Source organism: Halovulum sp. GXIMD14793 (assembly GCF_054457435.1).
Map to the genome: position 1 here is coordinate 18,806 of NZ_JBTLNE010000036.1, position 20,762 is coordinate 39,567.

At 58.5% G+C, this 20,762-nt stretch carries 25 protein-coding genes; 13 read left to right on the top strand and 12 right to left on the bottom strand.

Annotation, left to right across the window (positions count from 1 at the left end; genetic code table 11):
* Positions 1-28: 28 nt before the first annotated feature.
* The 7 genes from ACW9UQ_RS11575 (at position 29) to ACW9UQ_RS11605 (ending at position 6,571) form a co-directional block, all read left to right on the top strand.
* Positions 29-1,090: an ABC transporter ATP-binding protein gene (locus tag ACW9UQ_RS11575; RefSeq protein ID WP_458931174.1), complete on the top strand. Its 1,062-nt coding sequence runs from the start codon at positions 29-31 to the stop codon at positions 1,088-1,090.
* 7 nt (positions 1,091-1,097) lie between these two features.
* A complete protein-coding gene (locus ACW9UQ_RS11580) occupies positions 1,098-2,174 on the top strand; it encodes an ABC transporter ATP-binding protein (protein ID WP_458931175.1) in 1,077 nt (358 codons plus the stop codon).
* Positions 2,175-2,208: 34 nt separating this feature from the next.
* Positions 2,209-3,072 (top strand): carbohydrate ABC transporter permease, encoded by an 864-nt coding sequence (locus ACW9UQ_RS11585; RefSeq protein ID WP_458931176.1) that lies wholly within the window; start codon positions 2,209-2,211, stop codon positions 3,070-3,072.
* Entirely contained in the window at positions 3,069-3,866 is a 798-nt protein-coding gene (locus ACW9UQ_RS11590) for a carbohydrate ABC transporter permease (protein WP_458931177.1), read from the top strand. The genes ACW9UQ_RS11585 and ACW9UQ_RS11590 overlap by 4 nt, the downstream gene beginning before the upstream one ends.
* Before the next feature lie 2 nt (positions 3,867-3,868).
* Positions 3,869-4,267, top strand: a complete 399-nt coding sequence (locus tag ACW9UQ_RS11595) for a DUF2160 domain-containing protein (RefSeq protein WP_458931178.1) — start codon at positions 3,869-3,871, stop codon at positions 4,265-4,267.
* A gap of 1 nt (position 4,268) precedes the next feature.
* Positions 4,269-5,753, top strand: a complete 1,485-nt coding sequence (gene glpK / locus ACW9UQ_RS11600) for a glycerol kinase GlpK (protein WP_458931179.1) — start codon at positions 4,269-4,271, stop codon at positions 5,751-5,753.
* Between the two features lie 188 nt (positions 5,754-5,941).
* On the top strand, positions 5,942-6,571 hold the full coding sequence (locus tag ACW9UQ_RS11605) for a CatA-like O-acetyltransferase (RefSeq protein ID WP_458931180.1): 630 nt from the start codon (positions 5,942-5,944) through the stop codon (positions 6,569-6,571).
* 120 nt (positions 6,572-6,691) lie between these two features.
* Here ACW9UQ_RS11605 and ACW9UQ_RS11610 read toward each other — a convergent pair whose 3' ends face one another.
* Positions 6,692-7,447 (bottom strand): DUF1013 domain-containing protein, encoded by a 756-nt coding sequence (locus ACW9UQ_RS11610; RefSeq protein WP_458931181.1) that lies wholly within the window; start codon positions 7,445-7,447, stop codon positions 6,692-6,694.
* 132 nt (positions 7,448-7,579) lie between these two features.
* On the opposite strand from ACW9UQ_RS11610, the gene ACW9UQ_RS11615 reads away from it, so the two are divergent.
* Together ACW9UQ_RS11615 and ACW9UQ_RS11620 are read left to right on the top strand one after the other, a co-directional pair.
* Positions 7,580-8,212, top strand: coding sequence for a ribonuclease T2 family protein (locus ACW9UQ_RS11615; RefSeq protein WP_458931182.1), 633 nt, complete (start codon positions 7,580-7,582; stop codon positions 8,210-8,212).
* A gap of 22 nt (positions 8,213-8,234) precedes the next feature.
* Positions 8,235-8,606 carry a VOC family protein gene (locus tag ACW9UQ_RS11620; protein WP_458931183.1) on the top strand — a complete coding sequence of 124 codons (372 nt, stop codon included), beginning with the start codon at positions 8,235-8,237 and terminating at the stop codon, positions 8,604-8,606.
* A gap of 96 nt (positions 8,607-8,702) precedes the next feature.
* On the opposite strand, the gene ACW9UQ_RS11625 is transcribed toward ACW9UQ_RS11620, so the two are convergent.
* The 4 genes from ACW9UQ_RS11625 to ACW9UQ_RS11640 all read right to left on the bottom strand — a co-directional run bounded on the left by ACW9UQ_RS11625 (position 8,703) and on the right by ACW9UQ_RS11640 (position 12,060).
* Positions 8,703-9,116, bottom strand: coding sequence for a hypothetical protein (locus ACW9UQ_RS11625; RefSeq protein WP_458931184.1), 414 nt, complete (start codon positions 9,114-9,116; stop codon positions 8,703-8,705).
* Positions 9,117-9,445: 329 nt separating this feature from the next.
* Complete coding sequence (locus tag ACW9UQ_RS11630) at positions 9,446-10,432, bottom strand: NAD(P)H-quinone oxidoreductase (RefSeq protein WP_458931185.1); 987 nt, start codon at positions 10,430-10,432, stop codon at positions 9,446-9,448.
* On the bottom strand, positions 10,429-11,289 hold the full coding sequence (locus ACW9UQ_RS11635; RefSeq protein WP_458931186.1) for a branched-chain amino acid aminotransferase: 861 nt from the start codon (positions 11,287-11,289) through the stop codon (positions 10,429-10,431). The genes ACW9UQ_RS11630 and ACW9UQ_RS11635 overlap by 4 nt, the downstream gene beginning before the upstream one ends.
* A 75-nt stretch (positions 11,290-11,364) precedes the next feature.
* Positions 11,365-12,060 (bottom strand): COQ9 family protein, encoded by a 696-nt coding sequence (locus ACW9UQ_RS11640; protein ID WP_458931187.1) that lies wholly within the window; start codon positions 12,058-12,060, stop codon positions 11,365-11,367.
* A 100-nt stretch (positions 12,061-12,160) separates the two neighbouring features.
* Between ACW9UQ_RS11640 and rpsU the strand changes: the two genes are divergently transcribed.
* Together rpsU and ACW9UQ_RS11650 are read left to right on the top strand one after the other, a co-directional pair.
* On the top strand, positions 12,161-12,367 hold the full coding sequence (gene rpsU, locus ACW9UQ_RS11645) for a 30S ribosomal protein S21 (protein ID WP_458931188.1): 207 nt from the start codon (positions 12,161-12,163) through the stop codon (positions 12,365-12,367).
* 164 nt (positions 12,368-12,531) lie between these two features.
* On the top strand, positions 12,532-13,293 hold the full coding sequence (locus ACW9UQ_RS11650; RefSeq protein WP_458931189.1) for a metallophosphoesterase family protein: 762 nt from the start codon (positions 12,532-12,534) through the stop codon (positions 13,291-13,293).
* Here ACW9UQ_RS11650 and ACW9UQ_RS11655 read toward each other — a convergent pair.
* The 6 genes from ACW9UQ_RS11655 to ACW9UQ_RS11680 all read right to left on the bottom strand — a co-directional run bounded on the left by ACW9UQ_RS11655 (position 13,268) and on the right by ACW9UQ_RS11680 (position 18,036).
* Positions 13,268-14,089 (bottom strand): alpha/beta hydrolase, encoded by an 822-nt coding sequence (locus ACW9UQ_RS11655; RefSeq protein WP_458931190.1) that lies wholly within the window; start codon positions 14,087-14,089, stop codon positions 13,268-13,270. The genes ACW9UQ_RS11650 and ACW9UQ_RS11655 overlap by 26 nt on opposite strands.
* Positions 14,089-14,685 carry a hypothetical protein gene (locus ACW9UQ_RS11660; RefSeq protein ID WP_458931191.1) on the bottom strand — a complete coding sequence of 199 codons (597 nt, stop codon included), beginning with the start codon at positions 14,683-14,685 and terminating at the stop codon, positions 14,089-14,091. Before ACW9UQ_RS11660 ends, ACW9UQ_RS11655 begins: the two co-directional genes overlap by 1 nt.
* Positions 14,685-15,047: a hypothetical protein gene (locus ACW9UQ_RS11665; protein ID WP_458931192.1), complete on the bottom strand. Its 363-nt coding sequence runs from the start codon at positions 15,045-15,047 to the stop codon at positions 14,685-14,687. Before ACW9UQ_RS11665 ends, ACW9UQ_RS11660 begins: the two co-directional genes overlap by 1 nt.
* A gap of 3 nt (positions 15,048-15,050) precedes the next feature.
* Entirely contained in the window at positions 15,051-15,185 is a 135-nt protein-coding gene (locus ACW9UQ_RS11670) for an aa3-type cytochrome c oxidase subunit IV (protein ID WP_458931193.1), read from the bottom strand.
* 110 nt (positions 15,186-15,295) lie between these two features.
* Positions 15,296-16,342, bottom strand: coding sequence for an MBL fold metallo-hydrolase (locus tag ACW9UQ_RS11675; protein WP_458931194.1), 1,047 nt, complete (start codon positions 16,340-16,342; stop codon positions 15,296-15,298).
* Positions 16,342-18,036, bottom strand: coding sequence for an acyl-CoA dehydrogenase (locus tag ACW9UQ_RS11680; protein WP_458931195.1), 1,695 nt, complete (start codon positions 18,034-18,036; stop codon positions 16,342-16,344). Before ACW9UQ_RS11680 ends, ACW9UQ_RS11675 begins: the two co-directional genes overlap by 1 nt.
* 72 nt (positions 18,037-18,108) lie before the next feature.
* Here ACW9UQ_RS11680 and ACW9UQ_RS11685 point away from each other — a divergent pair, with 72 nt between their 5' ends.
* Positions 18,109-19,104 carry an L-threonylcarbamoyladenylate synthase gene (locus ACW9UQ_RS11685; protein WP_458931196.1) on the top strand — a complete coding sequence of 332 codons (996 nt, stop codon included), beginning with the start codon at positions 18,109-18,111 and terminating at the stop codon, positions 19,102-19,104.
* Here the strand turns inward: ACW9UQ_RS11685 and ACW9UQ_RS11690 are convergent.
* A complete protein-coding gene (locus ACW9UQ_RS11690; RefSeq protein ID WP_458931197.1) occupies positions 19,101-19,700 on the bottom strand; it encodes a YqgE/AlgH family protein in 600 nt (199 codons plus the stop codon). The genes ACW9UQ_RS11685 and ACW9UQ_RS11690 overlap by 4 nt on opposite strands.
* An 86-nt stretch (positions 19,701-19,786) precedes the next feature.
* On the opposite strand from ACW9UQ_RS11690, the gene ACW9UQ_RS11695 reads away from it, so the two are divergent.
* Positions 19,787-20,590, top strand: a complete 804-nt coding sequence (locus tag ACW9UQ_RS11695) for a protein-disulfide reductase DsbD domain-containing protein (RefSeq protein ID WP_458931198.1) — start codon at positions 19,787-19,789, stop codon at positions 20,588-20,590.
* Positions 20,591-20,762: the final 172 nt, after the last annotated feature.

Below are 20,762 nucleotides of genomic sequence, written 5' to 3' on the forward strand. Positions count from 1 at the left end.
TCTGGCGCAATGACGGACCCCGCCTGACATGACCATCGAGTTGCAGAACGTGACCAAGCGCACAGGCGCAATCACCCACATCAAGGAAACCTTCCTTGTGTTGGAACCAGGTCAATTCAATGTTCTGTTGGGCCAGACCGGTGCTGGCAAAACATCCCTGATCAAACTGATGGCAGGGCTTGATCCGACCGCATCCGGCAAGATCCTGATGAACGGCCAGGATGTAACCAAGCTGTCGCCGCAGAAACGCAATATCTCTCTGGTGCACCAGTTCTTCGTCAACTACCCGCATTGGACAGTTTTTGACAACATCGCCTCCCCGCTCAAGGTCGGGAAGATGGCGACATCTGAAATTCAGGGCCGGGTAGAGGAAGTCGCCGACATCCTGCAACTGCGCCCCATGCTGCATCGCCGCCCCAGCGAATTGTCAGGCGGACAGCAACAACGCACGGCATTGGCCCGCGCCATCGTCAAGGAAAGCCAGGCGGTGTTTCTGGACGAACCGCTGGCCAATCTGGACTACAAGCTGCGCGAGGAATTACGCGATCAACTGCCCGACCTGTTTGCCGGGCGCGGCGCGGTCGTGGTCTATGCCACGTCCGAGCCAGAAGAGGCGCTATTGCTGGGTGGCCATACCGCACTTATGCAGGACGGCCATGTGGTGCAGCTGGGTCCAACGGCAAAGATATACCGCCGCCCGGCCTCGCTGGATGCCGCACGCGTCTTTTCTGATCCGCCGATCAACGCGGCCCCGGTGACAAAGCGCGGAAACACGATACATATGGGATCGGTCACCAGTTGGTCACTGGCTGGCCATGCCACGGGGCTGGCCGATGGAGATTATACCATTGCGATACGGCCCAGTGACGTCTGGCCAACGGAAAACGGCGGGCAGGTTTCGATGCTGGGACGTGTGCAGGTCACAGAGTTAAGCGGCTCTGAATCCAGCGCGCATTTCTCAATCGACGACCTTAACTGGGTTTCGCTGTCAGCAGGTGTCCATCCTTACCGCGTGGGAGAGGATCACCGGTTCTATTTCGACCCCAGCAACTGTTTCTATTTCGCCCCAGACGGCACGTTGGCGGCATGAGGTTCTGATGGCCAAGATCACCCTTTCCAACCTGCGCCACAGCTACATGTCTGCCCCCCGGGGGCCGGATGACTATGCGCTGAAAGAAATCAACCTCGACTGGCTGGATGGTGGTGCATATGCACTTCTTGGGCCGTCAGGATGCGGAAAGTCGACGCTTCTGAACATCATCTCTGGCCTGCTGGCCCCGTCAGAGGGGAAGATACTGTTCGATGGCAATGACGTCACCGCCCTGCCCCCGGACAAGCGCAACATCGCCCAAGTGTTCCAGTTCCCGGTGATCTACGACACCATGAGCGTGCGGGACAATCTGGCCTTTCCGTTGCGAAATCGCGGCGTGGCTGCGGATGTAATCGACCGGCGCGTCGCCGAGATTGCCGAGATGCTGGAGGTAACGGACCTGCTGAAAGTACGCGCAGCAAACCTGTCGCCGGACAACAAGCAGAAAATCTCTATGGGGCGCGGGCTGGTGCGCGATGATGTGAATGTGGTCATGTTCGACGAACCGCTGACCGTGATCGACCCCCATCTGAAATGGAAGCTGCGCTCCAAGCTTAAGGAGCTGCATCAGCGTGTGAAAGCAACGATGATCTACGTCACCCACGATCAGACCGAGGCGCTGACCTTTGCTGATCAGGTGGTGGTCATGGATCACGGCACCGTCGTGCAGATCGGCACCCCAGTGGATCTGTTCGAACGCCCCGCCCATATCTTTGTCGGCCATTTCATAGGCTCGCCCGGGATGAACGTGCTGCCATGTGAGTTGCGCGACGGCGCGGCATTTTTTGACGGACGCCCGGTTGACCTGGAAGGCCCGGTTCAAAGCGGTGCCTCTGGCCGGACAGAAATCGGCATACGCCCTGAATTCGTCAGCCTGTCCCCGGACGGTCTGCCCGCCCGGGTGCGCAAGGTTGCTGATCTGGGCCGTCATGCCGTGGTCGAGGCGATGGCAGGCGAAACCCGTATCGCCGCTATTGTCGAGGGTGAGCTGCCGGAACAGGGCGCAGAAATCGGCCTGGTCTTCCGCCCCGAGCAAACCCGGCTATACGCAGATGGCTGGTTGGCAACAGAGGTAGCGTCATGAGCCCGGCCACACACAGCCTACGGAGGGTTTGCCCATGAAAACCCAGAACAATCGCGCCTGGTTTCTGGTTATGCCGGTTGTCCTGCTGGTGGCGTTCAATGCACTGATCCCGCTGATGACGGTGGTCAACTATTCCGTGCAGGAAACCTTTGGCAATAACCTGTTCTTCTGGCAGGGCCTTGACTGGTTTCAGCAGGTGCTGCGCTCGGATCGTTTTCAGTCAGCTCTTGGACGGCAGTTTCTGTTCACTGGCCTGATCCTTGCCATTGAAATCCCGCTGGGGATTGCGATTGCGCTGGCCATGCCGCGCAAGGGGGTCTGGGTGCCGGTCTGTCTGGTGCTGATGGCCCTGCCCATGCTGATCCCCTGGAACGTGGTCGGCGCCATGTGGAACATCTTTACCCTGCCCGATATCGGTCTTTTGGGGTATCTGATGAACCACGTCTTGGGCATCTCATATGACATGACCCAAAGCCCGCTTGCGGCCTGGATCACCATTGTGACCATGGATGTCTGGCACTGGACATCGCTGGTTGTGTTGCTGTGCTATGCCGCGCTGGTCTCGATCCCGGATGCGTATTATCAGGCGGCGCGGATTGACGGGGCCTCCAACTGGTCGGTGTTCCGTTACATCCAATTGCCCAAGATGCGAACCGTGCTGACCATCGCCATTCTGCTGCGCTTTATGGACAGCTTTAACATCTATACCGAACCGTTTGTTCTGACGGGGGGTGGCCCCGGCAACTCCACAACGCTGCTGTCGATCGACCTTGAAAAATATGCCCGTGGTCAGTTCGACCTTGGCAAAGCCGGTGCCATGTCGCTGACCTATTTCGCGATCACACTGTTGGTGTCATGGGTCTTCTACACATTGATGACAAAGGACGATCAGAAATGAGAGCCCGCAACCTTGTCCCCATCATCTACATCGCCTTTCTGCTATTGCCGATCTACTGGCTGATCGCGATGAGCTTTAAGACCACGAACGAGATTCTTGGCGGGTTCTCTTTGTTTCCGCAGACCTTTACCCTGGACAATTACAAGGTGATCTTCACCGATCCGACCTGGTACTGGGGCTACATCAACTCTTTGATCTATGTCTCGATCAATGTGGTGATTTCGGTTTCGGTCGCCTTGCCAGCTGCCTATGCGTTTTCGCGATACCGCTTTTTGGGCGACAAACACCTGTTTTTCTGGCTGCTGACCAACCGTATGGCCCCGGCGGCCGTGTTCGCCCTGCCCTTTCTGCAGCTTTATTCGGCTGTTGGGCTGTTCGACACCCATCTGGCCGTAGCGCTGGCGCATTGTCTGTTCAACATTCCGCTGGCCGTCTGGATATTGGAGGGATTCATGTCTGGCGTGCCCAAGGAACTGGACGAAACGGCCTATGTCGATGGCTATTCCTTTCCCCGCTTTTTCGTCACCATCTTCCTGCCGGCGATCAAGGCCGGGGTCGGGGTGACCGCGTTTTTCTGTTTCATGTTCTCATGGGTGGAATTGCTGCTGGCCAAGACGCTGACAACGGTCGAGGCGAAGCCGATTGCGGCCACGATGACCAAAACAGCCTCATCCGCAGGGTATGAGCTGGGCCTTCTGGCGGCCGCTGGAACGCTGACCATCATTCCCGGCGCGATTGTAATCTATTTTGTCCGCAACTACATCGCCAAGGGCTTCGCCCTGGGGAGGGTATAAGAATGCGTTCCCTGATCTTAACCCTGCTGTTCCTGCCGACCGTCACCCGCGCCCAACAGGCGGGCTGGGGCAATGTTGGCAAACAAGAAGAACCGGCGTTTTCCTGGACCTCTCCACTTTTTGGCGGCACATGGATGGCGTGGACAGCAGCCACGCTTGCGATCTTTGTCTTCGTTTTCGGTGCCATGGCCATACTGACCGCCATTGAGATCCGCCACCCCGGCGGGGCGGAGCGGCGCGGCGTTCTGGGCTTGACCACAACGCGCGGTGACCGGCTGTTCATTTCCCTGTTAGGGTCGGTTTTCATCTTCTTGGGCTGGCTCTGGCAATCCGATGCAGCCTTGTGGACGCCGCTTGGCCTTGCCATTCTATGGGGTACATTCTGTTTCTGGAAAGTCTGAGATGCCCGACTACGTTCTTGCCATCGACCAAGGTACGACCTCCAGCCGCGCGATCCTGTTTGCGTCAGACATGCGCGTCAGCGCCATCGCGCAGCAGGAGTTTGCACAGCATTATCCGCAAAGCGGCTGGGTCGAACATGATCCCGACGATATCTGGTCAACCACGCTGGACACGTGCCGGACCGTCATAGAAAAAGCCGGTATTGATGCAGAGCGTATTGCCGCCATCGGCATCACAAATCAGCGCGAGACGACGCTGGTCTGGGATCGGGACACCGGCAAGCCCATTGCCAATGCCATCGTCTGGCAGGATCGGCGTACCGCAGATGATTGCGCCAGATTGCGGGAGGCTGGACATGAGCAGATGGTCACCGAAACGACGGGGCTTTTGCTTGACCCCTATTTTTCCGGCACCAAACTGGCCTGGCTGTTAGATACAGTCGATGGCGCACGCGACCGCGCCAGGGCTGGCAAGCTGGCGTTTGGAACCGTGGATAGCTATCTGATCTGGCATCTGACCGGCGGGGCGCGCCATGTAACGGACGCCACCAATGCCGCCCGCACGCTGCTTTTCGACATTCACAGGGGACAATGGTCACCCGAAATTTGCGCCTTGCTGGATATTCCTATGGCCATGTTGCCTGAGGTTTTGGATTGCGCTGCAGACTTTGGCGTCACCACAGTTTTCGGACCCGAGATTCCCATCCTTGGTGTGGCAGGCGATCAGCAGGCCGCCACGCTTGGACAGGCTTGCTTTGAACCGGGAATGGTGAAATCCACCTATGGCACCGGCTGTTTTGCCCTGCTGAATACCGGAACCGATCCGGTTCCCTCGCAAAATCGACTGCTGACCACCATCGCCTATCAACTAGACGGCACGCGCACCTATGCGCTGGAAGGCTCCATCTTTATCGCGGGTGCCGTGGTTCAGTGGCTGCGCGATGGTCTGAAAATCATTGACGATGCGGCGACCACACAGCATCTGGCCGAAACCGCTGACCCGGGCCAGACGCTGACCCTTGTGCCCGCATTTACCGGGCTGGGTGCACCCTATTGGAATGCCGAATGCCGGGGCGCGATATTTGGGCTGACGCGCAACTCGGGCCCGGCCGAGTTTGCGCGTGCGGCGCTGGAAAGCGTCGGTTTCCAGACCCGCGATCTGATGGATGCGATGCACGCTGACTGGCCCACCATGGGGGATACTGTCTTGCGCGTCGATGGCGGGATGACGGCCAGCGACTGGACGATGCAATTTCTTGCCGATATCCTCGGCGCCCCAGTTGATCGTCCTAAAGTGCTGGAGACAACCGCGATGGGGGCCGCCTGGCTTGCAGGTATGCGCGCAGGTCTTATGCCTGGCCCGGCAGAGTTCGCCCAAAGCTGGGCGGTTGACCACCGGTTCGAACCCAGTATGGCCAGCGCGGAAACATCCAAAAGATTTGCTACCTGGAGGCGCGCGGTCGACGCCGCGATAGCCGCACAGTGAGTATCTTGCGGTGTATTTTCTTCCGCCAAAGTACCAAGGATGCAACACGGTAGAAGTTTGCAGCATTGATGTCCCACACCTGACAGAATTCCGGCCAGTCTGTCACATTAGACCTTGCCGGGTCGTTTGCGTCACCTGCATGATCGGGTCTGAGCGGAGGTTGAGCTGCCGTATTGGAATTTCTTGAAATGGCTGAAGAAACAATTGATTTGGAGAGTTGGCTGCGGCTGGACCGCTATCGCCACTTCCGCCGGTATGGACGGCCGCAGTTCGCGATTACAGCACCGATTGATGTAACGCATCTGGTGACGGTTCTGAAACCAAAAGGGCTCTCTCCTTTCCGGGCGACGATGTTTGCCATTGGTGCAGCCATACACCAGATCCCGGAAGTGCGGACACGGCTCCGTGGCGATGCGGTGGTTCAGCACGACGCGGTTCGTCTTTCCGTAACAGTGCCCAGCCCGAATGATGGGTTTACCTATGCTGGCTTACCCTATCTGGATAACTTTGACGCATTCGATGCCGAATGTGAAAAGGTCCTGAAACCCGCCGGTCAGCAACCCTATATGAGCGAAATCATCGCCGGTGACGATGTTGTCTATCTGTCCTGTGCACCTTGGGTCAGCTTTACCTCAGCAAACAATCCGATGATGGGACCGGATGATTGCATCCCACGTATCGTCTGGGGCCGTATGGCTGAGGCGGCGGATGGCAAATGGTCAATGCCGCTTAGTGTTGAACTCCATCATGCACTAGCGGACGGTGTGCATGCGGCTGCAATATTCCGGATCGTTGAGGAAACGCTTGGCATCCTTTGATGGGTGCCAGCATTAAAGCGTCTCGCTAAATACCTTAAACATCATGCATCATCGAACGCGTTGAAATCTATGATTTCAGGCAGCGTTTATGATCCACGTTTTTCGCGAGACGCTATAAGATCAGTCTTTGTCATCTTCGTCGTCCTCGTTCGACGCGGGCAGATTGAAAAAGCTGTCTGCATCGACCAGACCGCCATCATCATCCCCGTCCTCACCGCGTGGATCGCTGAGCGACAAGTCTTCTAGCCCAGAAATATTGGACGGAATGCGCGGCGCGTCATCCATCGCCAGCGACGTCTCGGTCGAGACCAGCTTCATCCGCTGATCGTCGCTCATCATGGTGCCGGCCTTTTCAGCCTTCTTGGCAGCCTTGGCGACGGCAGTGTCCAGTTCCATCTGCTTGCATAGCCCCAGCGCCACCGGATCAACCGGCTGAATATTGGCCATGTTCCAATGCGTCCGCTCGCGGATCGACTGGATGGTTGGCTTGGTCGTGCCTACCAACTTGGAGATCTGGCTATCGGCCAGCTCCGGGTGGTACTTGACCAGCCAGGCGATCGCCGCCGGGCGGTCCTGACGCTTGGACAGCGGCGTGTAGCGCGGTCCGCGGCGGCGTTCTTCGCCATCCGCTGCCGGGTTGTGCATCAGCTGCAGCTTGGCGGTGGCGTCATCTTCGCACCGCTTGATCTCTTCCGTCGTCAGCTGACGGTTGGCAACCGGATCAAACCCTTTGACACCAACACCAACCTCACCATCGGCGATCCCTGAAACCTCAAGGTCATGCAGACCCGTGAAATCAGCGATCTGGGTAAAAGTCAGCGTTGTATTGTCAACCAGCCAGACAGCGGTCGCTTTCGGCATCAAGGGCAGCGCCATTGCGTTTATCCTTCTTCAAAACACATCTCTCCCCGGGCCGAAAACGCGGGCGCCGGAGGCAAGAGTTGCGGTTTTCGTGGGGAAGTCGGCTGTGTATATAGGTCGAAACAAGCGGTCTGAAAAGGGGATTCTATGCGCGGTTTTCTGGTGGCATGTCTGCTTTGGCCCATGGCCCTGTGGGCAGAAGGCGAAAAAGCAGGCGAATTCGACTATTACGTCGTGGCACTTAGCTGGAACGCATCCTGGTGCGAACTGGAAGGTGATGCACGCAATTCACCGCAATGCCATCCCCGCCATAACCACGGGTTTACCCTGCATGGCCTGTGGCCTCAGAATGAGGAGGGCTGGCCTTCGTTCTGCCGCACCACACACCGCGACCCCAGCCGGTCACAGACCAATCAGATGGCCGATATCATGGGCTCTGGCGGACTGGCATGGCATCAGTGGAAAAAGCATGGACGCTGCAGCGGCCTGAGCGCAGAAGATTATTTCGCGCTGTCCCGCGAAGCCTATGGCAAGATCATCCGTCCCGAGATATTCCGCCGCCTGCCCAAATCGTATGACCTGCCCCCCAAAGTGATCGAAGAGGCTTTTCTGGACGCCAATCCCGGCACCGTTCCCGCTGGTGTAACCGTGACCTGCAAATCCGGGCTGGTTCAGGAGGTCCGCATCTGCCTTTCAAAAGATCTTGAGCCACGCAGTTGCGGCAGCGATACGCAGCGCGATTGTGGTATGCGTGAAATCACCATGATGCCGATACGGTAAGCAATCCACCGCGGGGGACAAAATGGACATTGGCAATTTCTCGATCAGTCTGGCGGTCAAGGATCTGGCCGCCTCGAAAGCGTTCTATGAGAAACTGGGCTTTGAGGTGTTTCATGAGATGCAGGATCAGGGCTGGATGATCCTCAAGGGCTCGGGCTGTACAATTGGGCTGTTTCAGGGGATGTTTGAGGGCAATATCCTGACCTTCAACCCCGGCTGGGACGACAATGCGCAGCCAGTGGATACGTTCGAGGATGTTCGAGATATCCAGAAACGTCTGAAAGCTGACGGCATTACCTTGATCAGCGAAGCGGATGAGACAACCAAGGGTCCCGCAAGCTGCACCCTTACCGACCCGGACGGCAATGTTATCCTGATTGACCAGCACGTCTGAGGCAGGCCGCAATGGGCTGGTTTATCGCCGTCGGTCGCTGACACATTCCCTGAACTTTGCCATGAGCGGCCTGGTCACCCCTCTGGCCCAGTCCCACTACCAATCACAAGCCTTGGCTTCAACGCGCTCCAGTCGGTATTTGGTTGATGTACTGCCCTCTTCAGCGAGTGTTGTGCTGAACCTCTCATCAATGCAACCATCCACTGCCAGACGGAACCCGCTTGTTTCGATCGTGATACCCGCAGCGTCCTGTTCAATGACGTCGAACGATCCACCATCGCAATCCACGCTAAACCTTAAGGGTTTGTAGTAGTTTCCAGCGATTTCGGAGGCACGCATGCCACCATATCCATCGCGGCCAGCATGGCCTTGGTCTGCCAAAAGAACCTTAAAGCGTTTCGGGATAAACCTGAGACAAAAGATTATCCTGAAACGCAGTGATAAGCCTATATGGTGTACGCGTTTCGATTTTATGTGATGTCTCAAGGTAAACTCGAAACGCTTGAACATCGGCCGAGACGTTCCTCTCATATGGCGCAAAAAGGATACTTATTCTGTCGACGACTTGTTCGGGGTTTTTCTTCAAATGCTCTTCTGAGTAATCGCGAACGAAACATCCCAAAGGGGCATCTTGTGCAAGCGCGGTCGACGCAAGTGCAAGCAAGGGTAAAGCCAGCAGGTTTCTTTGCAGTCTCGCAGAAAGCTTCATGGCACCGTACTCCGGGATTTTACGATATGAGAACGACACTCAGCAATCGCGCAGCGTCAGTCAACGTTGAAAACATATTTGAACCGGGCGCACACGCAATCAATCTTCAACTCCGGGGTCGATAAGCGGTTCAGACCTTAAGGATAATCTTGCCGATATGGACAGAGCTTTCCATGCGGGCATGTGCCTCGGCCGCGTCGGTCAGGGCGAAAGTCTCATCCATTACCGGCGAAATCCGGCCTGCAGCCAGTAGCGGCCAGACTTTTTCGCGCAGGGATGTCGCGATCCGGGCCTTGGCCTCATCGGATTGCGGACGCAGGGTTGACCCTGTGATAGTCAGGCGTTTGCTCATGACCGCCGCAAAATTTAGTTCGGCCTTCGCGCCCTCAAGAAACGCGATCATGACCAGCCGACCTTCGGGGGCCAGCAAGGCAACGTCCCGCTTCAGATAGGACCCGCCCACCATGTTCAGCGACACATCAACGCCGTGGTCGCCCGTTGCCTGACGGATTGCCTCGACATAGGCCGCTTCGCGATAGTTTACCGCCAATTCTGCCCCCAACGCCTCGCATTTGGCGCATTTCAGGGTACTGCCGGCAGTGGTAAACACCTTCGCCCCCATGGCAGAGGCCAGTTGGATCGCGGTTGTCCCGATCCCGGAGGACCCGCCATGCACCAGCAGGCGTTCACCCGGCTGCAGGCGGCCACGCTCGAACACATTGGTCCAGACGGTGAAAAAGGTCTCGCAAAGGCCAGCAGCCTGCACCATCGACAGTCCTTCTGGCACGGGCAAGGCATGGGCGGCTTGGGTCACGGCATATTCGGCATATGCCCCGCCAGGGAAAAGGGCGCAGACCTTATCCCCCACAGCCCAATCAGTGACACCTTCGCCCAAGGCAGCGACCTCGCCCGCGCCTTCCAGACCGGGCAGATCAGACGCACCCGGGGGCGGATCATAACGCCCGGCGCGTTGCAGGCAGTCTGGGCGGTTCACGCCGACTGCCTCCAGCCGGATCAGGATTTCACCGGGGCCGGGTTCGGGACGTGGACGGGTCGCAGGTTTCAGGACCTCTGGCCCGCCGGGATGGGCGATCTCAATGACCGTCATGTCGGTCATACGGTACCCTTGGTCATTGCATAGTCCCAGTACATTTCGCGGGCCTGCCGTGCGACTGGCCCGTATTGCAGCTTGTGGTCTTCGAACCGGGTGACCGGCAGAACTTTGGAGGCATTGCCGGTCTGAAATATCTCTTCCGCATCGTGAAAGTCCTCGACCTTAAGTGAGGTTTCATGAACAACGACGCCATCCTGCCGCAAAAGATCAATCACCCGCACCCGCGTGATGCCGGCAAGAAAGGTTCCGTTCGGCACCGGGGTAAAGACCTCGCCCCCGCGCACCATGAAAATGTTGGTCGAGGCCGTCTCGGCGACATGATCATCGACATCGAGCGACAGCGCATTGTGAAAACCACGCGACTTCGCCTCACGTGAGATGCGGGCGTTGTTGGGATAAAGACAGGCGGCCTTTGCCTCTGTAACGGCTGTGTCCTGGCGCGGGCGGCGGTAAGGCGACACCGTCAGCGACAGTTCCCCAGGTTTGGACATTGGCAAGCCTTCCAGGCAGATTGCCAGCTTGGTACTTTCCGGGTCGCAATCAATCAAACCACCCGCGCCTTCGGTCGACCAGGCCATGGGTCGAAGATAAAGAGCATTTTCGCGCGGCAGACGCTTGATACCGTCGCGAATGATACTCTCGATCTGTTGTGCATCGAGTTTATCACTCATCCCCATTGCTGCTGAGGAACGAACAAGACGCTGGGAATGCAAATCCAGATCCGGGGCAACACCATCAAAGTAGCGGGCACCGTCGAAAACCATAGTGCCAAGCCATGTTCCGTGATCGGCGGCGGCCATGATAGGCGTGTTGCCCTCATGCCAGCGCCCCTCAAACCAGGTTAGAATCTGCCCACCCATTGCCATGACCGGAAGCTACGCCCGAGTGTTAGGGGAAGGCAATGGGCTTAGTGCAATTTCGATGACCTTGTCCCGTCAAGCCCGGCCCGGGAGATCCTCCGGCGCGGGGCGTGGCGCACGAACGCTTTCGAACAACCGGCCCGGTCCTGCGGCAAAGGCGCGACCCAAAGGGCTGTCGCGAACCGAAGCCTTGAGGCGTTCCACCCGCATCACATCCGCGATGCGCCGGTCAATGAAATCGCGCGTCGCTACCTGCCCCTCGGATTGATCCCCCAGCCAATACAGCACGACCGAGGCCTGCACCGCCGACAAGGTCATCCGTTTGGTGTACCAGTTGATGTCGTCCGAAGTATCCCCCAGCCCGGTCCAGATCGTATCCGCCGTTTCCCAGATCGCGCGGCTGCCATCAGCGGCATGTTGTGGCAAGGCAAACAGGGCTGCGGCGCGGCGTACCTCTTCGCGCCAGGGGGCAATCAGGTGCATGCGTTGCCAGATTGCTTCGGCCACTTTCTCGGAATAGCGCAGATGCGTCAGATCTGCGGTTTCCAGCCAAGCTGCCAGTTGCTGGTCGGCGCGGCGATGAAACGCCAGCGCCAGATCAACCCCGCCGCGTGGCATCAACGCCCGCGCATCAGCCTGCGCCATCCCAATGGTATCCGCCGCCTGCATCAGCGTTTGCAGGGTGAACCCGTCAAACGCCACCAGCGGCAGGGCGGCATCAATCAGGGCGTCTGCGGGATCATCTTCCAGTATCTGCTGTGTTTCGGACATTTGCAGAAAGCCTTTCCGAAGGTGTGGACATATACATCTTACTCCCCTATATAGGCGCTTCTTGTTCGAAATCGAAACACTTGAAAGGTGGTGAAAGTCCTTGCAGGTACAGGTTCGCGATAACAACGTCGATCAGGCGCTACGTGCACTGAAGAAAAAGCTTCAGCGCGAAGGCGTGTTCCGTGAAATGAAGCTTCGGCAGCATTTCGAGAAACCGTCCGTCAAACGCGCCCGTGAAAAGGCAGAAGCGGTCCGCCGTGCGCGCAAACTCGCGCGTAAAAAGGCACAGCGCGAAGGCTTGCTTTAAGCGACGTGCGAAACTGTAGACCTTAGGGTCTGCCAAGACGAGCCCCGGGCGTCCCGCCACGGGGCTTTGTCATTTTTGGGGACGTGTTGTCGAGTATGATGGCCGTGCAACAGATGCTGTTGACGGTGTATCGGCATCCAACCTGTTTGGGAAAGGGGTGAACTATGCGTCATACGGACGGCAAACGCATCTATGCCATTGGCGATATCCACGGATGTCTGGACGATTTGAACCGTGTGATGGGCGATATTCAGGACGATCTGGCAGCGCGCCCGCATCCCGACCCTCTGGTGGTGTTTTTGGGGGACTATGTGGATCGCGGCCCCGACAGTCGGGGCGTGATTGCTAAATTAGACGCGCTGCGCACCGAGGCCCTGCCAACCGTGTTCCTGCGTGGCAATCATGATGTCTGCCTGCTTACCTACCTTCAGGACCCCGAGGCCCTTGCGACCCCCAACCTGCACTGGCTGGATCCGCCGATGGGTGGGGTGCAAACGCTGGCTTCTTATGGTGTCGCGGATGCGCAGCTGGGGCATGTGACCCACAAGGCCTTCTGCGATGCGCTGCCTGCAGCCCATGTGCAATTCCTTAAGCAAACTCGGCTGACGCATCAGGTCGGCAGCTACTTGTTCGTCCATGCCGGGATTCGCCCCGGCGTTCCGCTGGATCAGCAGGACCCCCAGGACCTGATCTGGATCAGAGGTGAGTTTTTGCATCACACCGAGCCGCACAGCCATATCGTGGTTCACGGCCACACCCCCACCGACCGGATGGAGAATCACGGCAACCGCATCGGGATCGACACCGGGGCCGTCTTTGGGCGGTATCTGTCTTGCCTTGTGCTTGAAGATGAGGCGCAGTGGCAGTTGAATGGGCCACTGCGGACGCCGTTAGAGGTGATCAGCGCGCCCCGCGCAGGACATTGATCCGCTTAATAACGAACTCCAATGCGCCGTGGCGCGGCAGGTCTTCATGTCCGGCCTGGGCATATCCTTTGGAAAATTTCGGGTCCGGTGTCGCCAGAAACAGCTTTTCGCCCAATCTCAGCGGCACGGTTTGGTCTTTGTAGCCATGGACGAACAGCGTATTGGTGTCGACCGCATCAATACGCGCCAGGTTATCCCAGGTCTCGTCCCACATCGCAGCGCAGGCGGGAAGCACCCAGAAATCCGTTTCGATAACTTCGCACATCCGGCTGAACGGTGCCTCTAGCACCAGCATCATCTCTTCGACCTGGGTGGCCATATAGATCGCCAAACCGGACCCAAGACCGTAGCCATAGATCACCAAATCAGTCTCCGGGATCTCTTCGGCAAAAAGATCCGGCAGGGCGGCATAGGTCCGTTCTGCATCGCGGATCAGTGCGGCCTCGGACGGTGTCCCGGCCTGTCCGCCGCCGCCGCGATAGGCCATCGCAGCAATGCCAAACCCGGCCTCCGCCATCGCGCGAAGGCGCGGTTCGTGGAGCGACAGGGACCCGGTATTGCCCATGAAATAGAGGATCACCGGCTTGCCCGCCTCTGGCTCGGTCACCCAGACGCTCAGCTGCGGATCTTCGCCATCAGACGGCAACAGCTTCAGCGTGCTGCGGGGAATATCACCGATCTGCGCGGGTGTAGGATCGAAGAAATAGATCAGGTCCCGCCGAAAGAGAAGCGCTGCCCCGCCCAACAGGCTGTAGCAGAGCAGAACGACAAATATCAGACCAAGGGCAAGCCGCATCAGGTTGTCGGTATCAGCTTGCCATGATCATTTTCACGCAAATAGCTGTCCTCAACCCCTGGTACACGGGAAAACTGGGTGCGCAGCTTCTCAGGAAACAGCGTCGGCCGGATGAACGAAAACTGTGGGATATCCTGCAGGATTTCCGCGGTGTTGATGGTGCAGAACATTTTCGGCGACGGCCCCTGCTGCTGGGTGCGGCGTAATACAGCCTCGGCCACTTCGGGGCTGACCAGAACCTTCTGGGTATGCACGAAATAGGCGTCGCGGGCATGGTAGCGCTTGTAGAATGTCAGCGCCTGATCAGTAATGCCGTAGTGCACATCACCCTTCTCAGCCAATGTATGATGCTGAAAGGTGCCCGCAGGATCGTAAATCACCCGCTGTGACGCGTTGATCAGCAACGCAGAATGCGCGCCCTTCCCAGTGCGGGTATTCACCATGGTGATCAGCGCGATATAGGGCGGTTCTTCGGCGACATACTGGACCGCCGCGATATCGCGGGCTGAGGCGCCGACCTCATGCGCGCAGCCTGAAACCGTGACACCTGCCAGCATCAGGGCCAAAACCCGCACTCCTGAGATCAACATACGCATCACGAATTCCTTGCCAAACTCAGACAGGTGCGGGTCGCTGCGTTATACGCATCGCCATACCTGTCATTGAACTCTACCACCGTGGGGTCATCGAACTCCGCACCGCTTGCCAAGATCTGCATCAGCGCCATAACAGCGTTTACGGCCGGGGCGCCATGCTTTTGTTCCAGGGTCTCAAGAATACACTTTCCCCGCACGGCGCGCTGTGCGCCATCCAAACCGGACAGTTCTGAACGTGACAGCTTTGTATTGAATTGGTCAGACAGCTGGACAAAGCGACTAACCTGCGCATCGCTGACCGAAAGCGCAGGCGTTGCGCAAAGCGCGCTACAAAGACCAAGGATCAGGCCAGCGGTCCGCATATCTTACGAATTGAAGATCGCCAGAACCAGCAGGAACGCGAGGGCAAAGCCGAACACCCAGATCCAGAACTTCACAAAGCCTGCAAAGGCCCGCTCCTGCTCGGTAATATCCATAGAGCCATGTTCGTGGTCGCTCATTGTTTGGGCCTCTCTATTTCCAGGTTGCAGAATTGGCTAACGCCATCCTAGCCGATTGTCACCCCCGATGCGAGCATTTGGCGACAAAGGCGTTGCTTTCGCGCCCGATGTCAGGTGGCTTGCCACAGCCAGGCACCGTCATCGCGCCGCCACCGTGTAATCCTGCCAATCTGGTGCAAATGATTGAGGTGACCATAAGATTCCACCAAAGCCAGGCCATACTCACCGCTATCTGGCGCGATATTGCGCTTGAACAGCGTGGGCAGACACTCATGTGCGGTCCGCGCCTCGCTTAGAAATGGAAGCAGCCGTTTCAATGCGCTGTGGTGGTTCTCGATCAACTGTTCCAGCCGGGTTTCGAGGCCAGTAAAGGGAAGCTTGTGGCCCGGCAGCACCAGATGTTCCGGGCGGGCAAAAGCCTTTAGCTGCGTGCAGCTGTCCAGCCAGTCGCCGACCGGATCGGCATCCGGCTCGGTCGCGTAGACCCCAAGGTTTGAGGAGATGCCGGGCAAAATCTGATCCCCGGCCATCACAATATCGTCATCCGACCAAAAGGTCGCGTGCTCTGGCGCATGTCCATGGCCGATGCGCACAATCCAGTCGCGGCCGCCCATGGTGATCCGGTCGCCCGCCTGGATACGGCGAAACCCCAGTGGAATCGGGTGAACGACATCCACAAAATTCATTGGGCGCGCTGTCTTGCGGCGTTCAAGCTCTGCGTTGTCGATGCCCATGGAGCGGTAATAGGCCAAAAGCTCTGGCGGTGGCATATCCTGTACATCCAGCGTCAGCATGCGCCCCAAAAGCCAAGCGGTGCGGGTCGACCATATCTCGGCCCCGTGTTCGGTCTTAAACCAGCCCGCCATGCCGATATGATCCGGATGGTGATGGGTCAGGATCACGCGCTGGACGGGTTTCCCGGCCAATGGTCCGGTCAGCAACTGCTGCCAAATCTCGACGCTGCGTTTGGTGTAAAAGCCGGTATCGACGATCGTCCAGCCATCGCCATCGTCCAGAGCATACACATTGACATGGTTCAGCCGGATCGGCAGCGGCATACGTATCCAAAGAATGCCCGGTGCAATCTCTGTCGCGGTGCCCTCTGCGGGCGGTGTCTCGTGCGGGAAGGTCAGAACCGCATTCAGATCGCCATCCATTACGCCCCCAAGGCCGCTGCGTCCAGCGCGTAAAGCTCTGCTGCGCCATGCGCGACCGGGGCCAGCAGGCCCGGGACTTGCGGCAGATGGTGATGGATGAAGAACCGGGCAAATGCCATGCGCGTCTCATCCACGGCCCCCTTCAGCAGGTAATGCCCGCCCAGCGTCAGGGCAAAAGCATGTTGATAGGGCACAGAGGCCGCAAACCGGTCATTCATCTCTGCGGCAAGCAGCATCTCTGTTGCCTGCGCCAGTGCATCATGTGCCGCGCGCAAGCCCTGCCCCAGATCACTGTCATCCGCATCTGCTGTCGCCGCAATCTCGGCCAGCAGGGCCCGCGCAGCCGCGCCGCCATCCATCATTTTACGACCAACCAGATCCATTGCCTGAATGCCGTTGGTGCCTTCGTAGATCGGGGTGATCCGCGCGTCGCGCAGGTACTGCGCCGCGCCGGTTTCCTCGATAAAGCCCATACCACCATGGACCTGAATGCCGATGCTGGCGACCTCCACCCCGATATCGGTACCAAAGGCTTTGGCAATCGGTGTCAGGAACGCGCCACGCGCCGTCCATTCCGCGCCTTGCCCTGCGGCCCCCATATCCAGACTGAATGCTGTGTCCAGCGCGATGGTCCGCGCGACACTGGTCAGAACCTTCATGGTCATCAGCATCCGGCGCACATCGGCGTGGTCAAAAATGGTTCCCGTGCCATCCGGCACCATGCTGCGCCCCTGTTTGCGATCCAACGCATAGGCCAGAGCGGCCTGATAAGCGGCCTCGGCTTGCGAGATACCCTGCACACCAACACCCAATCGCGCGTTGTTCATCATGGTGAACATCGCCGCCATACCACCACCCGGTGCGCCAACCATCCAGCCCTTGGCACCGGAATACTCCATCACTGCGGTCGGAGAGCCGTGTATCCCCAGCTTATGTTCAAGAGAAACCACCCGCAAATCGTTGGCCTCGCCCAGCGATCCATCCGCATTGGGCAAGTATTTCGGCACCACAAACAGGCTGATCCCCTTGGTTCCAGGCACCGCATCGGGCAGACGCGCCAAAACCAGATGCACAACGTTGCCGCCAAAATCGTGATCACCCCACGTGATATAGATCTTCTGACCCGAAATCGCGTAGGTGCCATCTCCATTCGGCTCTGCCTTTGTCCGCAGTGCGCCGACATCCGACCCTGCCTGCGGCTCTGTCAGGTTCATCGTCCCGGTCCACTCACCCGAGATCAACTTTGGCAAATACTGCGCTTTCAACTCGTCGCTGGCGTGATGCTCCAAGGCTTCGATCTGGCCTTGGGTCAGCAAAGGACATAGCGACAAAGCCAGACAGCCCGAGGACAGCATCTCGTTCACACAGCTATTCAGCAGAACCGGTAGGTTCAGGCCCCCATGCTCTGCGCTGGCAGAGATACCAACCCAGCCGCCCTCACCAATCGCTTTGTGCCCTTCGGCAAACCCCTTAGAGGTCCGCACCACACCATTTTCCAGCTGCGCGGGATCAAGGTCACCACTGCGGTTCAGCGGCGCAATAACGCCCTCAGCCAGCTTCGCAGCCTCGGCCAGAATCGCATCGGTCATATCCTCGAAACCATCGGCAAAATGTCCAGTGCCATTCAGGCGATCGGCACCAATCACCTTGTCCATCAGGAATTGCATTTCAGAAACCGGGGCTTGGTAGGTCATGGAAATCCTCCGCTATCGGCTTGTTTGCTGTGACGCGACCACGTATGGGATGGCGATCAACCTAAGCGCCGCATGACACGGCGGCAAGGGAAACGCCACGTCAAAATGGACTGCAACACCATTCGCCTGTCTGACAGCCCCCGCGGTATTCGTGCCGCGACTGCCATTCTGCGTCAGGGCGGACTGGTCGCGCTGCCGACAGAAACTGTCTATGGGCTGGCGGCGGATGCACGGAACGAGGCGGCGGTCAGCGCCATTTATCGCGCCAAGGGCCGCCCCGCGATCAACCCGCTGATTGTGCATGTTCCAGACCTGGCCGGTGCCGAGACGCTGGTGCATTTCAACGATCAGGCCCGGTCCCTCGCCAATGCGTTCTGGCCCGGACCGCTGACACTGGTGCTGCCGCTGCGGGATGATGCCGGGATTGCCGCCCCCGTCACGGCGGGCTTGTCGACCCTTGCGGTGCGGGTCCCTGACCACCCCTTAGCCCAAGCCTTGCTGCAGGACAGCTGCTTGCCACTGGCAGCACCGTCCGCCAATCTCTCGGGCAAGGTCAGCCCAACCGAGGCGGATCACGTGCTGGATGGTTTGAGTGGACGCATCGACGCGGTGCTAGATGGCGGTCCCTGCCCAGTTGGCCTTGAATCAACCATCATCGGGTTTGACCCCGGCCCCACCCTGCTGCGCCCCGGCGGCCTGCCGCGCGATCAGATCGAGACGCTGGTCGGTCCGCTTGCCAGCCCCGAAGACGGGACCATCACAGCCCCCGGCCAGTTATCCAGCCATTACGCCCCCGAGGCCCGATTGATCCTCAACAGCGACGCCGACGCTCCCCTTTGGCTGACCTTCGGTCCATTGGGAAAGCGCGAAGGCATCAGCCTGAGCGAAACCGGGGATCTGGTAGAGGCCGCGACAACCCTGTTCCGCGCCCTGCGCGAGGCCGATGCACTCGCCAAAGCCAAGGGTCAAACCACCATCCATGTCGATCCAATCCCCGATGCTGGTCTTGGCGCAGCCATAAACGACCGCCTGCGCCGCGCTGCTGCACCGCGCGCTGACCTCAGCTAGGCCCGACCACCCTCACTAGACAGCAATCGCGGGTCGACACCGAGACGATCCAAGGCTGCCTGCCAACGGTCAGGGGCAGCGGTGCCGAAAATCAGGGTTTCATCAGCATCGCAGATCAGCCACCCATTGGCCCTGAGTTCGCTTTCTAACTGCCCCGGCGCCCAACCGGAATAGCCCAGCGCCAGCAATGCCCGGCGCGGGCCTATGCCCTCGGCAATGTCGCGCAGGACATCGACCGTGGCCGTCATGCCGAACCTAGTGTTCACGCTGAGCGTTGCATCGGGCAGCTCATAGTCCGAGGAATGCAGGACAAACCCCCGGCCATGCTCCACCGGACCGCCCAGATAAATATCGGTTTTCGGGTCGTTGCTAACCGGGATATTCAGCTGTTTCAGCAGATCCCCGAACCTCAATTCCGGCGCGGGTTTGTTGATCGTCAGACCCATCGCCCCTTCGCCGGAATGTTCACACATGAAGATCACCGCCTTGTGAAAGCGAGGATCGCCCATGCCCGGCATGGCAACCAAAAGCTTGCCCTTAAGAAATGCTGCATCAGTCATACAATCATAGATGCGCCCGCATGCGACGTGTTTCAAGCAACAACTCTCGCCGAGATGTGAGTGGCATGAGAGCGCCCGGCCCCGTAAGCTATATTTTCAGATCAAACAAAGCTGTCGGGACCATGCGCAAAGCAATCGTTTTTCTTATCGCCTTTATGGCCGCCCTGCCCGGGATGGCCGAGAATATGTCCACCGCAAAGCTGCAGCCAGGCTGGAAGATGGAGAACGGGAATTACATGGTCGGCTTGGAAATCGCGCTGGAGCCGGGGTGGAAAACCTATTGGCGTGCGCCTGGCGATGGCGGTATCCCGCCGCAATTCGACTGGACCGGGTCAGAAAACCTTGCCGCTGCGCATATCCACTGGCCCCGGCCCGAGGTGTTTACCACCTTTGGCATGCGCGCTATCGGCTATAGCGACCACGTTATTCTGCCGGTAGAGGTTGTGCCCGAGACCGCCGGGCAGTCCGTCTCCCTGCAACTGACATTGCAATATGGCGTCTGTAACGAGGTTTGCGTTCCCGCCTCGGCCAGCAGCAGCCTGCACCCTGCCACCTCGGGGGCAAAGGCAACCACAGCGGCGATCCGGTTTGCCCTGGACCAGCGGGTTACTCCGGCAAAAACGGCTGGACTGGATCCGATCTTATGCCGACTGGATATCGACAGCGACCCGATGACCTTTCGCGCTGAACTGGATGGCGCCGACGTCTTCAACAAACCTTATGCGGTAATCGAAACCGGCCGCGACGATCTGATCGTTGCCTCGGTCGAAGCGCGGGTGGAAGACGGCAAACTGATCGTGGACACTGTTGGCACGTATTATGGGCGAGAGGCGCTGGAGTTGGATCATGATGCTCTTCGCTTAACGCTGCTGGGCGACCTGCATGCCGTCGAAATGACTGGCTGTGAGAGTAAGGCTAACGATTGACCTAATCGCTTGTAGATCAGGCGATTGAGCCTCGATAACACCGCGAGGCTGGCTTAGAGCGCCGTCCTTGAAATCTGAATCGGTGGGATTCCCACGATGCGGATTTTGTGATTCACTATATTTGGAGGTGGAACATGGGCAAATCGCTATCACTGGATATTCGGGAGCGTGT

Bases quoted from the DNA above. Each gene is read 5' to 3' on its own strand.
- ACW9UQ_RS11575 (WP_458931174.1), top strand. From the start codon at position 29: ATGACCATCGAGTTGCAGAACGTGACCAAGCGCACAGGCGCAATCACC.
- ACW9UQ_RS11580 (WP_458931175.1), top strand. From the start codon at position 1,098: ATGGCCAAGATCACCCTTTCCAACCTGCGCCACAGCTACATGTCTGCC.
- ACW9UQ_RS11585 (WP_458931176.1), top strand. From the start codon at position 2,209: ATGAAAACCCAGAACAATCGCGCCTGGTTTCTGGTTATGCCGGTTGTC.
- ACW9UQ_RS11590 (WP_458931177.1), top strand. From the start codon at position 3,069: ATGAGAGCCCGCAACCTTGTCCCCATCATCTACATCGCCTTTCTGCTA.
- ACW9UQ_RS11595 (WP_458931178.1), top strand. From the start codon at position 3,869: ATGCGTTCCCTGATCTTAACCCTGCTGTTCCTGCCGACCGTCACCCGC.
- glpK (WP_458931179.1), top strand. From the start codon at position 4,269: ATGCCCGACTACGTTCTTGCCATCGACCAAGGTACGACCTCCAGCCGC.
- ACW9UQ_RS11605 (WP_458931180.1), top strand. From the start codon at position 5,942: ATGGCTGAAGAAACAATTGATTTGGAGAGTTGGCTGCGGCTGGACCGC.
- ACW9UQ_RS11610 (WP_458931181.1), bottom strand. From the start codon at position 7,447: ATGGCGCTGCCCTTGATGCCGAAAGCGACCGCTGTCTGGCTGGTTGAC.
- ACW9UQ_RS11615 (WP_458931182.1), top strand. From the start codon at position 7,580: ATGCGCGGTTTTCTGGTGGCATGTCTGCTTTGGCCCATGGCCCTGTGG.
- ACW9UQ_RS11620 (WP_458931183.1), top strand. From the start codon at position 8,235: ATGGACATTGGCAATTTCTCGATCAGTCTGGCGGTCAAGGATCTGGCC.
- ACW9UQ_RS11625 (WP_458931184.1), bottom strand. From the start codon at position 9,116: ATGTTCAAGCGTTTCGAGTTTACCTTGAGACATCACATAAAATCGAAA.
- ACW9UQ_RS11630 (WP_458931185.1), bottom strand. From the start codon at position 10,432: ATGACCGACATGACGGTCATTGAGATCGCCCATCCCGGCGGGCCAGAG.
- ACW9UQ_RS11635 (WP_458931186.1), bottom strand. From the start codon at position 11,289: ATGGGTGGGCAGATTCTAACCTGGTTTGAGGGGCGCTGGCATGAGGGC.
- ACW9UQ_RS11640 (WP_458931187.1), bottom strand. From the start codon at position 12,060: ATGTCCGAAACACAGCAGATACTGGAAGATGATCCCGCAGACGCCCTG.
- ACW9UQ_RS11650 (WP_458931189.1), top strand. From the start codon at position 12,532: ATGCGTCATACGGACGGCAAACGCATCTATGCCATTGGCGATATCCAC.
- ACW9UQ_RS11655 (WP_458931190.1), bottom strand. From the start codon at position 14,089: ATGCGGCTTGCCCTTGGTCTGATATTTGTCGTTCTGCTCTGCTACAGC.
- ACW9UQ_RS11660 (WP_458931191.1), bottom strand. From the start codon at position 14,685: ATGCGTATGTTGATCTCAGGAGTGCGGGTTTTGGCCCTGATGCTGGCA.
- ACW9UQ_RS11665 (WP_458931192.1), bottom strand. From the start codon at position 15,047: ATGCGGACCGCTGGCCTGATCCTTGGTCTTTGTAGCGCGCTTTGCGCA.
- ACW9UQ_RS11670 (WP_458931193.1), bottom strand. From the start codon at position 15,185: ATGAGCGACCACGAACATGGCTCTATGGATATTACCGAGCAGGAGCGG.
- ACW9UQ_RS11675 (WP_458931194.1), bottom strand. From the start codon at position 16,342: ATGGATGGCGATCTGAATGCGGTTCTGACCTTCCCGCACGAGACACCG.
- ACW9UQ_RS11680 (WP_458931195.1), bottom strand. From the start codon at position 18,036: ATGACCTACCAAGCCCCGGTTTCTGAAATGCAATTCCTGATGGACAAG.
- ACW9UQ_RS11685 (WP_458931196.1), top strand. From the start codon at position 18,109: ATGACACGGCGGCAAGGGAAACGCCACGTCAAAATGGACTGCAACACC.
- ACW9UQ_RS11695 (WP_458931198.1), top strand. From the start codon at position 19,787: ATGCGCAAAGCAATCGTTTTTCTTATCGCCTTTATGGCCGCCCTGCCC.